2 protein-coding genes are annotated in these 15,277 nt (G+C 40.0%); both read right to left on the bottom strand.

Annotated elements, in window-relative coordinates; genetic code table 11:
* Window positions 1-73: 73 nt before the first annotated feature.
* Entirely contained in the window at window positions 74-7,306 is a 7,233-nt protein-coding gene (locus C8N46_RS16690; RefSeq protein ID WP_108116138.1) for a hypothetical protein, read from the bottom strand.
* Between the two features lie 38 nt (window positions 7,307-7,344).
* Window positions 7,345-15,258 (bottom strand): hypothetical protein, encoded by a 7,914-nt coding sequence (locus C8N46_RS16685; RefSeq protein WP_108116136.1) that lies wholly within the window; start codon window positions 15,256-15,258, stop codon window positions 7,345-7,347.
* Window positions 15,259-15,277 lie beyond the last annotated feature (19 nt).

The following is a 15,277-nucleotide window of genomic DNA, read 5'->3' as shown; positions in this document are numbered from 1 at the left end:
TTGTGTATTAAGTTGAAGAAGTCGCCTGAACGCTTTTCACTTTCGTGAGAAGGTTCAAGCGAGTTCTAAATGTTTATCTAATTGTGAATGTGGTTCCGACAATCATATCGCCAATACCGCCAATGTCAACCCAGTTGTCTTCATTTGGTATCGTTAATATGTTTTCTTCCGTACTTTGCATGCCTGACGTGTTTTGTGCTACCACTTTAAAGTGATGATAAATGGTATTTCCGTCAGCATCCTGCGTAGCCAAACTGTGATTTTGCAGTGCCGTATCTTCTAGCAATACAAAAATAGTTGTCTCGTTTGTGGTAACTTCATGAATTTTCACCCAGTTTCCTTGCGCATTCATTTTAAACACAAAGTAGGTTCCTTTGTAACATGTTTTATCCCACTGCAACGCAATCTGATTCACGTCACCATTCGGTTCAATGGGTTCCGCAATATATTGCAACGTTGGTGCTGGCGGATTTGCCACTTCCACCATCATAGAAGCGACTATTTTAGAAGCTTGCGATGGCGCATAATCAGTAACAATTTGCGGTGAACCACTTCCATAATCAGCTTCCGCGTATTCTATTTGTCGCGACACTGTTAAGCGATAGAACAATCCATCTCCGTATGGAACTTCAGCTAAGTCTGTAAAATCGTCATACACAGTCCACAATGCATTGCCTGCCAATCCTGCTGCATCTACATCAACCGAATCCACCAAAGTCATCGTGCGAATAGATTGTGCATCCAACTTGTTAAATGCGCGGTAAATATTCACTTTTTTGATGTCTTGAATTTCAGGATACGAATTGATTTCTAGTTGAATTCGCGGTGGTGTTCCTAAAACTGCATTTTCCAACACTGGCATAATTCGTTTTACTTCTGGTGCTTCTGGAGCATTTGAGGTAACCAATTTGATAGGTCCTAACGCGCGACTGAATTCTCCCAATTTCATTTGCGAACTCAATTCTCTTGCGGCATAGAAGTAAATATTGTTTGATGTACCATCCAAGGTAAAGTCTGTAAATTGTGTCGTGTGCGGACTTGTACTTGTGGTTTTCATCATTGGTGCCATTTCAAATGCAGGATCTGATGGTAATAATACACTACCGTTTTCATCTCGTAACACTTGTTTTTTGTTGACTGGCGTGTAACTTGGTCCGTTGATATACGCATATACTACTGGCACTTCGGTCAATGGTACAAACGCATTAAACAACACTCCTTTTACAAAACCGAGCAATCGTGGATCACCAACCGCGATGTTTCCAACATCTGTATTTACAGCATTCGGATCGGCTACAAACGGCGTCACTGTTTGGGCTGGTGGAAATGCAGTATTACCATTAATTCGAGCAATGATGTCATTTGCCCACTCAAACAAAGCAACTTTGTCAGGATTTGGAAATTTGTAATTCTCTGTAGATACACCTACTGGCGGATATACGCGGTAATCTCCTTCCGATGCAAGCGTTGCAAAGTCCAAGAAGTTTTCCCAGCGATTGGTAAAATATTCCTCATTATTTCCACCTAAGGCTTTGAGTTCTTCTCGAATTTGACGCACCGTTGCTTTTTCATACAGCGCATTCAACAACGCTTCATCATTGGCTCTGTAAAACAACACACCGTGTGGTTTGTGCGTGTATTCCGTAGTAATGGTGTACGTGGAACGTCCAAAGAAATCTGGGCGTGTAGCGTATTTTGCTCCATCAGGCTGTTCCGGTTGTTGCGCTTCTACAATTTTTTGCGCAAACATGATTTTCGGAATACTGATGCTTGAGTAAAATGGATTGTCTGTATCATGACTTCGCAATCCTACGATAGAGTTGCGTACTTCTTCATCTTCGCCTGGTAACAGATTGGCTTCCGTCAATCCATAGGTTTGATTTTCATACAAGTACACTTTGTATCCAGGATAGAAATTCACCGAAACATTTGTCCCAATTTGAATTGAATCGTACCCAGCATCTGACGAAAATAAAGGATCAAACGCTAACACTTCTACATCACTTTGCGTAGTATCACCTACATACTTAATGTTGTTAATTTTAGCTACTTTCAACACTTTACGCTTTCCGTTTGGATTGCTTGTAGTGTGTACACGAACAATTCCGCGATACCATTCTACAGAATCACTCGTTTCACTGTAATCTACATGTTGATTAAGCACGATACCGTGAAATGTAATGCGATACATTCCTTTGTGTCCCATGATTGGATTGCCATTCACGTCCAAATCAATTACTTCATCCACTTCGGTAATGGTTGTGTGATTGTTTACAGCATCAGACCATATTCCACGCGTTTTTTCTAAGTGACGTTCTAGTTCGCCATTGTCACCTTCTACCATGACAACTTCACGATGAATTTGGTCAAAAGTATCTACTTTTACATGTAATGGTTGCGGATTTGGAGTTCCCCAACTCGCTGGTGTTTGCATGTTTTCAATCGCCATAAAAATACCATCATTCGTAATTTCAATCGCTTGTAATTCTTCTGCGTCTGGCGCTGGAATATCATCTACCAACGCATCACTAATTTCCTTTTTGTATACTTTAAATTGTGGAAATCCGCTGGTTTGAATTACTTCGTGAATGATGTGTTGTTGCTCTCCAATGATGAAAACACCTCCTACATAATTACTTTCCAAACCATTAAGAATGGTTGGTGTCAACGTTTGGTCAACACTTGATAAATAGTATTCGTCAACCGTAACGATAGAAACTAAATTGTTTGTAGGATCGTCTACCACGCTGATAACTTGCCCTGAGACGTTGTTTGGCATTTCATTTCTGAAAAAGATATCTACATCTTCCGCGAAAATTTCATCGTTATCATCAAAAATGGAAGTTGTATCGGTTACCAATTCGGTATCTGTAATTGCTGCATCGGCTTCTACCGTGTAGTCAATAAGTTCTTGATAGGAATGGTAATCGAATGAAATTCTTGCCAAGGTTTTATCGCCCGTAATAGCGTCATATCGTGCTTGCTCTTCCGCAGATGTCAACAATAACGGCTGCTCTTTTTGAATGAGATGCGGTTGAATGTTGGACGGCGGCAACAACGGATTTTTTGGTTGTAACGCCGTTACGATTGATACTTCCGTAGGACTCGAAGTCGCTCTTGAAAACCAGTTGATTCCGTACGAACCATAGTAATGCGTTCCGCTGATGATTTGCTTGTGTACAAATATTGGTTGCCCAACTTCTGGCAAGGCAATTGGAAAAGCTTCATAGCGTTCGGAAGCATTGGAAACCGTAGTATCGGTGTGTAAATAACGCTTGTCATGCGAAATTTCTGGTTTCTCCCAAACACCAGGATCTGGCTGTCCGTTGCGTTGTTTTCTATACTCCAATCCTGCGTACACTGGAATGGTGTATTCCTTTGCTTCAAATTCTGAACTGTCCACATAAAACGCTGGATTGTACACATCGTCTGGAATTTGCTCAGCGTACAATGTTACGTAGCGTTTTCTACCATCGTGCGTGTATCCATCATCGTCTGTAATGCTTGAAGGTTCTGTAGTTTCCGTTCCAAAATAGGCTCCTGGAATAACTTCATCTAAAGCTATTGGCAATGGCAAACGTTCGTCGGAAGTTGCGGTTGGCAAACTCATGCTTAAATGCTGTACTTCGCGTGCGCCCTGTCCATCTTCCAAGTCGCCAAAAGTAACATATTCAGCAATGTACACGAATTCTCCTTGTTGTACTTGTGGAGCAATGTCTAAGAATCCTAATCCTAACATACGTGCCATGTGATAATCGTACGAAGCGATATTTAGCATGTCGAGATTGGAAATTTCCATTACATCGTCTTCATCTTCTACCACAATATTTTCATCGACAGGAATTTCCTCAACGGCTTTTGGATTGTTCATATCATCACTAAGTGTGATGTATTTTTCGACCACTTCTTTTAGATTTCTATCATAAATATCTGCTTCCACTACATTCCATTTGTTGATGTAGTTGTCAATATTTACAGTAGCATCGTCGTTGAATCGTGGCCAGTTTCCATCAACCAAACCTGCAGATGGTTCTAATTGTTGTAGTGCAACATTGTCGTCTAAGGTTAGCGCATAGCTTCCCATTGGCGTCCAAGCCTGATTTTCGTTGGTTGCTTCAATAAAGTCGCCGTATAATTCTACACGAACTTCCGTTAGATAGGTATTGTTACCAACACTTCTAAACGAGCGACCATTTTCACAAAGCAAACGAACATTTTGCAAGCCTGTACTCGTAAATGTTTTTCTATTGGTTACTTTTTTGAGTGCAATGAGCGTGTTTGTTGACACAGACAAGGTTTCCGTTTGCAACGTACTGTTGGAAGCGGACGAACTTACCGTTGCTTCTACCGCAAAGAACAAGTGTCGTTTACTTTCTATTTCAATCAATTCACCACCGTAGTTTTGTACAAATCCTTGCGGATTGGTGGCTGGATCAATTGTTGTACGAACTTGCGCGTATTGTGCTTGATTTCTAAAATATACATGGAAATCTTTTCCGTCAATTCGATACATCCAAAAAGCATTTTCATCGTCTACAAGATTTGGTGCTTGTGCAAAACTGATGGTTTTTGCTACTTTGGCATACGGCGTTCGGTACACACGAACAAAGTCATCTGGTTTGTTGAAATTGTTAGTGTTACCCGCGTAGTTTCCTTTTGGCAAGTGCTTCTCCCCTAAAGCACCCGAGAAAACCCAGCGCGTATGAATTCCTTGTGTACTGCCATCGTTTCCTGTTGAGCCTGCAGCTTGCAAGTAGAAGTTTGGCGATTGAATAGACGTGTATTCGCTAGGCGGAAGTGAGGTTGTGTCACAATTTTCACTGCAATAGTCTGTACGTTCCACTTCCAAATCGGTAGTTGCTACCGAAATGTCTTGATACGTGTTTGGCAAATCGCCAATAGTTGGCACAAATTCTACTGCTGTAAACGCTTCTTGCGTGTATGGAGTTGTGTCAACATTTTCTGAGATACAGTTTTGCAATTCCAAATTGGTTTTTGCTAAGTATGCAGCGTTTGTTCCTACAATTCCACCGACTAAAAGCAATTGCTCATCAGCATCGTTTAGCAACTGACTGATGCTGTTTTTGCTTCCAAAGTTTAACTTTCTACGCCATAATTCGTTCAACTGATAATCAAATTTGAGCACTTCTGCTGCGCGATTTGTGGTGTAATTTGCAATACAATAGAATGTATCGTTTGCGCCTTGAACGAGTCGGATTGACGGACTGAGTTTGTCAGTGGCACTTCCAAAATTTGCCGTTTTTACACTGTATGAGCTGAGCGTATTGTCAAAATTACTAATATAAAGTTTGTTGGAATTGTCATTTACCGCAACTACAATATAGTTTTCTGTAGTCGATGATGTTAAAATTGCTCCCGTAGTATAGATATACGAGCCATTTCCTACGCGTCTTCCCCAGTTGAGTCCTAAGTTATTGTCGAATGATAGCACAATTCCGTGACGCACTGTTTGTCCGCCAGGCGTTGTTGCAGAACCTAAAATGGTAAATCCAGCAGGTGTTGAAATGATTCCCATGATTTGCTCATCGGAAATACCTGTTACTTTTCTGGAAGACAATAAGTTTCCGTTTTCATCTAGTTTGTACAATTCCATATCGTCAATGGACGAAAATTCATTGAACCAGGCTGAAATGAGGTATTTTTGTGTTCCGTTGCTAAAATCAAGCGTTCGCAATCCTGTGCTGAATCGCGTGTTTGGCGAATAGAGCAGTTTGGACCAAATAATGGTTCCTGTGATATCTATTCTGAACACTATTAGATGTACTCTGTTGGTTTGCCCTGTTGCATAGTGTCCTAATACAATGGCACTTTGCCCGTCTGGACATGGTGCTACGGATGATAGTCCGACGTTTCGTTCAACAACAGTGAGATGCTTTCGCCAAACTACTTGACTGTTGTTATTTAATAACGTTACAACTCCTCCACTTCCGTTGCCGCCAACGGTTAAGATACGATTGTTTGCCAAAGTGCATACTGAACTGTTTCCGTCAAACGAGCCATTGCTTCGGAAGGAACTTGTAAAGTAACATTCGGTAGAAACTGGCGTACTTGAGCACAATTCTACGACTTCATTGTTAGTTTCGTTTACAACAGTTGCATCGTGTCCTTGAGTAGTCAAGGTTACAGATTGGAATGCAAAACTTCCTGTTTCGCGTACTAAGTTTTCTTTGGTGAGTGAAAAATTAGCATTGTCATTTACACGAATACAAGCATTCTGCTCTAATAATGTATCTGTTTTTACGATAGATTTGTTGTCCCAAACTTCATTGTCATATCCTGTTCCAAACGGAATGAATAGCAAGGCATCATTTTTAGCGTAGAACGTGTCTGGATGCAAGTTCATTTTGTCAATAGTTTTTGACCATTGCAAGGCTCTGTTGAAGCCGTATTTTTGAACAATGGTTGAACTTGGCGTTGTGGTTCTATCAATATTTAAACGATAAAATCCGTCGTTAATTTTGAATAGTTGCGAGCTGTAGTTGGTAGTATCGTCGTACCACATAGCGCTGTGCGACTGGGGAAACGTACTTCCCAACGGAAAAGAGAGAAAGAAAATTCGGTCTCCAATGTTTCCTGAACTTACCAATTCACCGTTGTTTACAAATGCGGAAGTTCCAACTCCATACGGTCCCGATGGAACAAACGCCGTTGAGTACTCTACATTTTCTGTAACTGCCAAACTGGTATTTAGTTTTGCTAGTGATACCACACCGCGTCTTCCACTTGGAAACGTATTTCCGTTTCCGACTGCTACAATTTGTCCGCTACCATCAGCTACCACATCTTGTACGCTTACCGAAGACGTTTCTACCGTACTATTGAGTACCGTTCCACTGTCATTTATGGTAAAGAGTAGGTTGTTGGCCCAAACCAAATAGTTTGCACCATTTGGTTTGAGTTCAACTTTGTACGAGTCGTAAATGTCTGGTTCATGTTCGTAGGTTTTAAACCATACCATGTTGTCATTACTGTCTAGTTTGATGATGCAGTATTTATCACTTTGTTCAGCATCGATATTGTGATAATGTCCTGCAATCAATCGATCACCGTTTGGTGTACGCACGATACTTTTTAGCAACCCATATTTTATTTCGCCATTAGCAAATGATTTTACAGAAACGAGTTCTAAATTGCTATTGGTTTTAATCAGTGTTACTTTGTTCGTGGTTATAGATGATCTTGTGCCCCAGTAGAAAAACCCATCAACTTCTCCTATGAAGCTCACGTCAGCATAGCTACTGTTTACTTTGATTTTCTTTATAAAAAAGTCATTACTTAATGCCATCTTATTATTTTTTTTAAACTGTCAATTTTTAATTTTTGTTACTGAGCTAGCACAATATCTTCTGCTCTTACTGTGTCATCAATTACGTATGTAGTTGCATCCCAAATCAGATATCTGAACTTGAAGCTTAGTGTGTCTGCCGTTATTTGCTTGCTGTCATGCATAATGATAGCTTGCGAATAGTCTTTAGAATACAATACTTTGTAAGCGTCGTCATCTACATCAGTTACTTTATCGAATACACGGATTGCTCCTCTGTGTCCGACTGTAGCACCTGCTTCAAATATTTCTTCGGTTCCGTTGATTTGTGCTATTGGAATTTTCGGAATGTTGAATGGTTCTGGATTGCGAATTAGGATTGCAATGATGTTTCCGTCGCCATCCAAAATTTTGTTGAATTCTGTGTTGACTGCTGGATCTAACGGTTGCATGCCCAATACACCTTCTAACAATCTGTCAAATACATCTAAGTATTGCGTTTCGAGCGCATCGCTGTTTGCGTCAGGATTTCCATCAACAATGTTGTATGCGGTGTCAATATCGCCAGTGGTTAGGTTTGGGAGTGCTACATTGAATACAGCTTGTCGTGTATTGTTTGCATCATCTTCATCCACCAATAGATAACTGTTTACTTGCGCTCCGAAGTTTTGATAACGCGACGTTTGGAATACGTAGTTGTGTACTTGCGCACTCGATACGACATCGTTACTTTCTGTTTCAAAAGCATTGTAAATCAACGCCGTGTACAACTTCTGCGGTTTCAGATTCGTTAAGGTTACTGAATACGCATAACTTTGTGGCTGAATTGCATTTCCTACCGTAAACGTACATTCAATAGCATCGTTGTTTTCGTTGATGTAGTTGATGAAATTATTCAGCAATCTGATGTTTAACGGAATTCTAGGATCGTTATCATCAATCCATGCTACGCCGCCTGCACCGTTTCCTTCTGGCAATGGTACAGAGTCTTCGTTGTAACCGATTGGCAACGGATACGGAATCGTTACATTACTTACCGGATCTTTGATAGCAATATGCATTGCACCTGTTAATTCTGGCGAACCTAAGTAGCTTTCCCAAGAACGCAACATGTGATATGCCAGCGGTTTCGTAAAGTACAAGGTAATTCTGCATTGTTCTTGTCCGTAGAATACAGGTTTAGCTTGCAACAAATTACCATCAGCATTTGGATACGATTTGTCATAATCAATGTATTGACGTAAGGACGTAAGCGGGTATTTGTCTGGATTTGTCAATTTTCCAGTCGCGCTCGGATTTCCGTTCGTATCTACACGATTGATTAAATTATTGTTTTCATCGTATTCGTTTCCGTACGTAACACCATCTGCATCATGGAAATGTCCAATTGGTCCTGCCGTTTTGAATCCGTAGTAATAATCAAACGTATCGCCACCAGCGCCATTGTCTACCTCATCTTTCAGTTGATAGTGAACGTAGAACGTTGAGTTTGGTCGCCAGATAGGTTGAGCCGTGTATTGCACCGCTTCTTCCATATCTTGCTGTTCTTGCTCAATAGCGGCTTGTCCTGGAATGGTTTGATTGTATTCAAATTTTTCCACAGACAACCAACATACTTGCTGCAACGATGTGTTACATACTACAGGAACTTCAGGTTCGCCAGTGCAATCGCATTTTCCAATCTCGTAGATTTTGTCTAAAATTACATTCGCATATCCAATAGCGCCTTCTAGAATTGGTGGTCTTGCAAATTCAGGATACGCAAGTAAGGTGTTGATATCTGTTTCCAACAATGCCATTAATCCGTATTGTGGATACAGCCCATCAAATTCTTCAATACTTTTTATCATATCCAAGAAGCAATTCCAATTGTCATTGAACGGATCTTTTGCTTTGTAATTGATACAACCAAATAGCGCTGCTTGAAGCGTTTCGTAGAAATTACATAAGATTTCGTCTTTGCTACAATCGCCATTTCCGCCACCGCCACATAGTTCTTCATCTAATTGAAGAGTTTGATAAGCTTCTCTGATACTTCCGTCTACAAATGATAGTTGCTTGAAGTCTTTTATGAGTGCTGCTATTTTGGTGTAGGTAAATGCGCGTTCAGGTAATCCTTTGATTGTTTCATCTTTAATTGTGACACAACTTGCCAGATCTTCTTGCAACACCGCCAAATAGGTATCTGTAATAAACGTGTACTTCTTTTGTTCGCCATCATACAAAATATCGTTGATTCCCGTGATTGGTACTGGCGTTTCAAAATTGAACGTAGCATCAATTGCCAAGCTTTGATCAGGTTGAATTCCAATTCGGTATACTGGAGCTTCATTGTGCGCTACAATAACTGTATTTGGCTTGTCGGAACCAGTCAATTTCCAGTTTCTGAAGGCTGGCAATGCTCGCGAACTCAATTCTTTGAATTCTTTTCCGTAATACCAAATGTACGTGATGGTAGATTCTGATTTTACTAAATCATCAAGAATGAAGTACAGTCTGTCTTCATGCATCAACATATCTGTAATTTCTACTTGTGAATCGCTGTTGATGAGATACTTCATTTTTAATTGTAATGCACTATCAAAATGTAAAATGACACTTTGAATGACAGGTTTTTCAGTGTCTCTTCGACGGACTCCAACCATCAATCCATCATCCGGGTCCAAACAACTTGCGCCAATATCATAGGAATACTTTCCTTCGCCATCCAATCCTGTTTGATTGATAAGTTCTCCATTTTCATTAATTTCAAACACATATACATGATCTAGTCTTGTTGATAGACAGCTAATGAAGAACGATTGTCGTCGCGTTTTTACAACCGAAACTCTATGTTCATCCAACCCTTGCTCGCAGATAAAGTAGCGCTGCCATACAATTCTTCCATCTGTATCTACTTTTATGTAGAATAGTTTTTCTCCAAACAAACTTGCGATGATGAGTATATTTCCATCTGAAAGCTCATGAAGGTCTAAGAATTTTACAGGCTGATTGTCAATAAAATACACTTTACTAAACATTACATTTCCAGCAGCATCTAACTTTGTTAATACGCCATCTGTATCAGAAGAACTTACCACATTGAATAGCGGATATCCTACTGCGTAATAATTTCCTCCAATGAGTTTCATTTTTGCATATTTATTGGATAATTGCCCTTTTACCTGCGGTGCCGTGTAGCTATACGAATTGAAGAAAGTACTTGGAACACTTGCACTTTTTGCTTTTTCGCTTCCGCTAGAAGTTTTTAATGGCAATTCGCTTTGTGCCTGATTACAACCTTGTGCTTCCAATTGCGCCAATTCTGCTTGCAATGCTGCCAATTGTGCTTGCTGCGCTGCTGTTAGTGGTATAATTTGCCCTGTTTCACTATCATACGTCGCTTCTTGCAATTCTGCTATTTCTTCACGTACGGCACGAATTAAGTGTGCATTGGCTGATTTTGGCGTTACCGTAATTCTGGTAATGAGTTCATTTTCGTTGGTGTATGAAACTACATTGCTCAATTCTGCTCTGGTTTTGTACACTTCGTGAACGAGTTGGTATTGCGGTGTATTTGCTGTATCACTTAGCAATGTTTTGTAGTAACGAATGGTTACTCCTTCTGCATACGTAGTCAGTTTTAAGTCTGTATTTACGGTTGCTACTGGCAGAATGATAACTAGTGTATCTGCATTGCTAAATTGCAACGACTGTGCATAATTGAAGTTGTTTTCAACATCTGTTACTTCCATACAACCTACTGGAGTTGGTTCGTTTGAGGAAGTTATTAGTGTTTCTGTACTATCACTTCTACTTCCTTGTGAAGATGCACCACCACTTTGTCTGAGTCTACGTAAGAATAAATTATCAAAGAACATGTCGTCAGAATCTGGATTTGGATACGCATATTCAGATTTTACTTCAACCTCCACAAAAAGATTTCCATTAGTTTCAACAACATTTAAAATTTCTAAACTATTGAGTTCTTTTCCGCCATTGTTCAATAAAAGCGTATTAATTCCCGTAAGGTATTGCTCTGAAATTTCAATAAGATTGGTCGCTACGCCGCCAGCTAATGTGTAAATATCTGCGTTCACTCCAATATTAGGATATGTAACAGTACCGTCTTTTCTAAGTCGAATTCGATCAAAATTGACAGTGGTAATATCTTCTCCATTATTTGGATCTACTAATGGAACGGTCCATTGCATTGTTCGCACATAGATAGTTTGTTCCAAATCGCCGTTTCCTTCTTCAATAGAATAATAGGCACCATCAATGTAATGACCGATGTAGCCATTTGGTCGGTAGTATTTCGTTCCTAATGGTTTTTCTAACATATCCGAGCAATCGCCTGTCTCCAATTTGGATACACAATACAATTCGGAAGGTGTGATTCCATATTGCTCTGGAATAAACCATCCTGGCTCACCAGCTTCCATATACGAGAATGGATTCGTAGCTAACAATCGGATAGAGTCGTATTGTTCTCCGTTGCGTTGCCAATATCCAATACGCAAGTGATTCACATTTGGTCTTTCAGCTACAGGAACTACGGCTTCAAAAGGATGGTATGGTTGCCAGTTGCTACCATCAGCCATGTAAATCCCAATGTTTTCAATAGAGTATTTGTGTTTTACTTGACGTACTTCTTTTCCTCCTCGAACTACTTTGTTTGGCGGAATAAGATCGATAAAGTTTTCCGCTGCGCCTGTGTGTCCTCCAATTTTGTCAGATACCGCGCTAGGTACTAATCCTTTCATTGCTTTAAAGTCAATGTAGGTGTCTAACGGAATAACTTTGTCAATTTCACTAGGCATTGGCTGATTTGGGAAATAGTTTAGTGCAAACGTTTCATTCGTCAACATGTGTACACCTTGTACCGCTTCTTCTGTTCTGTCTGGATAATTTGGATTGTCTCCATTCGCTAATGGCGGAATTGGTGTTCTGTCTACCGAATTATCTTTTTCCCATTTCAGTTTTACCTTGAATGTTTTACAGATTTTCACGATGATTCTGATACATACACGCACACGTACTTCTGCATAGAGTAAGAATGGTTTTGCCGCTTCCGCAGATAGAATTGCGTCGAGACTCACACGGAATCCGACAATTTTCCAAACGCTGATAGCAATGGTTCCTCCAAAGGCAATGTAACCTCCTAATTGGAATCGCTCAAAACTGATAAATCCACCAACTTCCACATACGCACTGATTTCTACTTTGATACCAAAGAAGTTTTTCTTCAGAGATAAGTCTACACGTGCGCCTGCTTCAATTCCTCTTGCAGAAAGCATTAAGTACGATTGTGCCGTAATAATGGTTAAAACACGAGCTGTAATTGGCGATTGCTTGGTACCAAAGTTGAGATACCACGCGGACGGATTGTTGAAGAAGAAGCCTGCTTGTACTTCTGCATACAAATCAATAATCCAGCCGTTGGATTTTGGCAATTGGTAATCGGCTCCAAACCAGAATTCGAACGAATTGTCTCCTACCGCAACTCCTGCAAAGAATGGTGGTTCCGTATCGTCTAAGATTCCTAAACGCTCGCCCAATACATTGGCTCTACCATCTAAGATAAATACCGATGGTAAGGATAAAATTGCCATTAATCGTGTGGAAAACAAGAAACCGTCATCGTGCATGGTTCCTAATACCGTTCCTGCACCGACTGCCACGGGTAAATTGTATTGATCGGTTCGTGGCGGCCCGCTGAACTTGTCCAAGTTCACACCACGTTTCGGATACGTATAGTATTCGTACCAAGTATTTTCACCAGAAACGAGTCCGATAGCTTCTTTTTCGGCAACGTATTTGTAACCGAGCAATCCGCCGAATCCGTAGAATGCTAATCCTGTTGCGGCTAATGGAATTGGTGTTGGCATTTCGATGCCTGCTTCAATGATAAATGCTGGTTCTTTTGGTTGCAAACGCATTTGTGCAGCACCGCTGATACGCGCTTTTGGAAGTTTTAAACCAATTTTCCCTTCGTATTCTGGCGATTCTCCAGGTTCAGGGATAGACAACATTCCGTTGATGATGGCTAAGGCAGAATCTGGATTTGCAGTTCCAGGAATGATTAAATCAACTTCAATAGTTTGAATTCGCAAGAAGCTATCGCCATCGCCGCCATGTTCGTCATTGTCGGTAGTGTAATAGTATTTGATTCCTTCACCACGCGCGTCAATTCCTAAAGGATCTAAGCTGATAGCACCATCAAATCCCCAATAGTTGTACTTACGCATCACGCCGTCTTTTTCTTGTTGGTGTGAGCCGAAGTGAATTCCCGTCACGGCAATTTCAATTGGACCGAGATTTAGTGAGATGTTGGTTGGAATGAACGCATTTCCGCCCACAATTTCCATAGAACCATCTTCGTACACACGCAATTTTGGCAATACAATTTTTTGGTCGCCCAATACACGCTGCATGATGGCATTTTGGAACGTTACTTCACAAGACGTTCCAACGTAGAATTTTTCGTCTTCGCGACCTAATTCGAGCGTTAAGAAATTGATGGTTACAAAATCGAACAGACTTAATGGAATCCCTTGTGCTTCGGAAGCTGTGAGATTGAAATCACCTTCTTCGTTTAAGTGCCCTTTGATGTCAATCAGTGCATCGTTTCCAGCGCCATCTTTGAGTTTAGGAATTTTTAAACGTCCTTCAATGTTGGATTCTGTAATAGCATTTTGCTTGAACGTAATGTCAAAGTTTTTGAATCCGAGTTCCCAATTTCCAATGTTTACAGGCATGTAATCGTCGTTGGTATTTGGTGTTCCATTAACAGTTTCAATAGCTACTGTTCCTGAAACGCCGCCTGTTCCGATGAGCATGTTGTATCCTGCTATACGAAGTGTAGAATTGTCTACATTGTTGAACCATTTTTTTGGTAAGGTTACCGCTGCTAATTCGGCATAGACACCACGGAAATCGTCAGAACGTCCATCGGCAGATGCTTCTGGAATGTTTCTGTCTTTTCGCAAGTCTAATTTTAAGTTTGAAAATTCTACTTGTAACCCTGTTTTTCCTATTTCGGAGCGTTTGAAATCGAAGCTATCTTCATCGAAGAATTCAAATCCTTTTTTGCTTGATATTTTGAATCGCCCAACATTATAGATTAAACGTGAATGATATGGTTCTGGCAATACTTCGCCAATTTCAATCGTTGCAGGATCTACATCTGGATAGTCAGTAGCTCCTGTGTATATTGGTCGCAACCATTTTCTAGGAAATTGTAAGGCTAGATCAATATCTGTAATTTCAAAATTGAATTGTGGAATTAGGATTTGATAAAAGTCTTCTTTTTCTAATCGCCCAAAATAGCGGTCGAATAGTGCTTTTACGCGATTGTATAATTCTTCAAAAGAGAATCCAGCATCATTTAGAAATAGTGTGACGACAATGTCTATGATTTCGTAGTTATTTTGTCCTACAAAATCCATGATTTCATTGGTACTTACTAGTAAATCTTGGTCATCTGTGAGTCCTAAAGTTTCAGTAAATTCATTGTTGAATTGATTGACGAATTCAGCAATTCCACCACCTTCTGGAATGAATGTTTCTATAGCATCGAGCAAAAAGGCTTCTTTGGTTGTTCCTGCTACTTCAAAGAGAATTTCGACAATGGATTTGATTGCATTATCAAAGCTGTTGAAACTAAATTGATTTTTGTATCGGATGATTGTCCAATAGTAGTTTAGAACGATAGGAATTTCTATACTATCTTCAATATTCCCAGGGTTTAATAATAGTTTTAAACCATCGGTTCCTGGGAAAGATATCCCGACATCTTCAAAGATGATTGCAGTTAGTCGATATTCACCAAATTCTCTGTAAAATGTTTTGTGAACTACAAAATCTTTGAAATATATATGTTCCAGAATGGTATCTAAGCCTTCTTCAACGAAACTCAAACTCGCAGGAAGATTATCAAAAGATACGAGATCTTTTACACTAGGATAAAATATGTTATTATTTTCCGGCATAATTATATTATTTATGAAC

The organism is Kordia periserrulae (assembly GCF_003054265.1).
Classification (GTDB): Bacteria; Bacteroidota; Bacteroidia; order Flavobacteriales; family Flavobacteriaceae; genus Kordia; species Kordia periserrulae.
This window is presented reverse-complemented; position numbering and strand designations above follow the sequence as displayed.

Excerpts from the sequence above, each read along its gene's own strand:
- C8N46_RS16690 (WP_108116138.1), bottom strand. The coding sequence starts at position 7,306 with ATGGCATTAAGTAATGACTTTTTTATAAAGAAAATCAAAGTAAACAGT.
- C8N46_RS16685 (WP_108116136.1), bottom strand. The coding sequence starts at position 15,258 with ATGCCGGAAAATAATAACATATTTTATCCTAGTGTAAAAGATCTCGTA.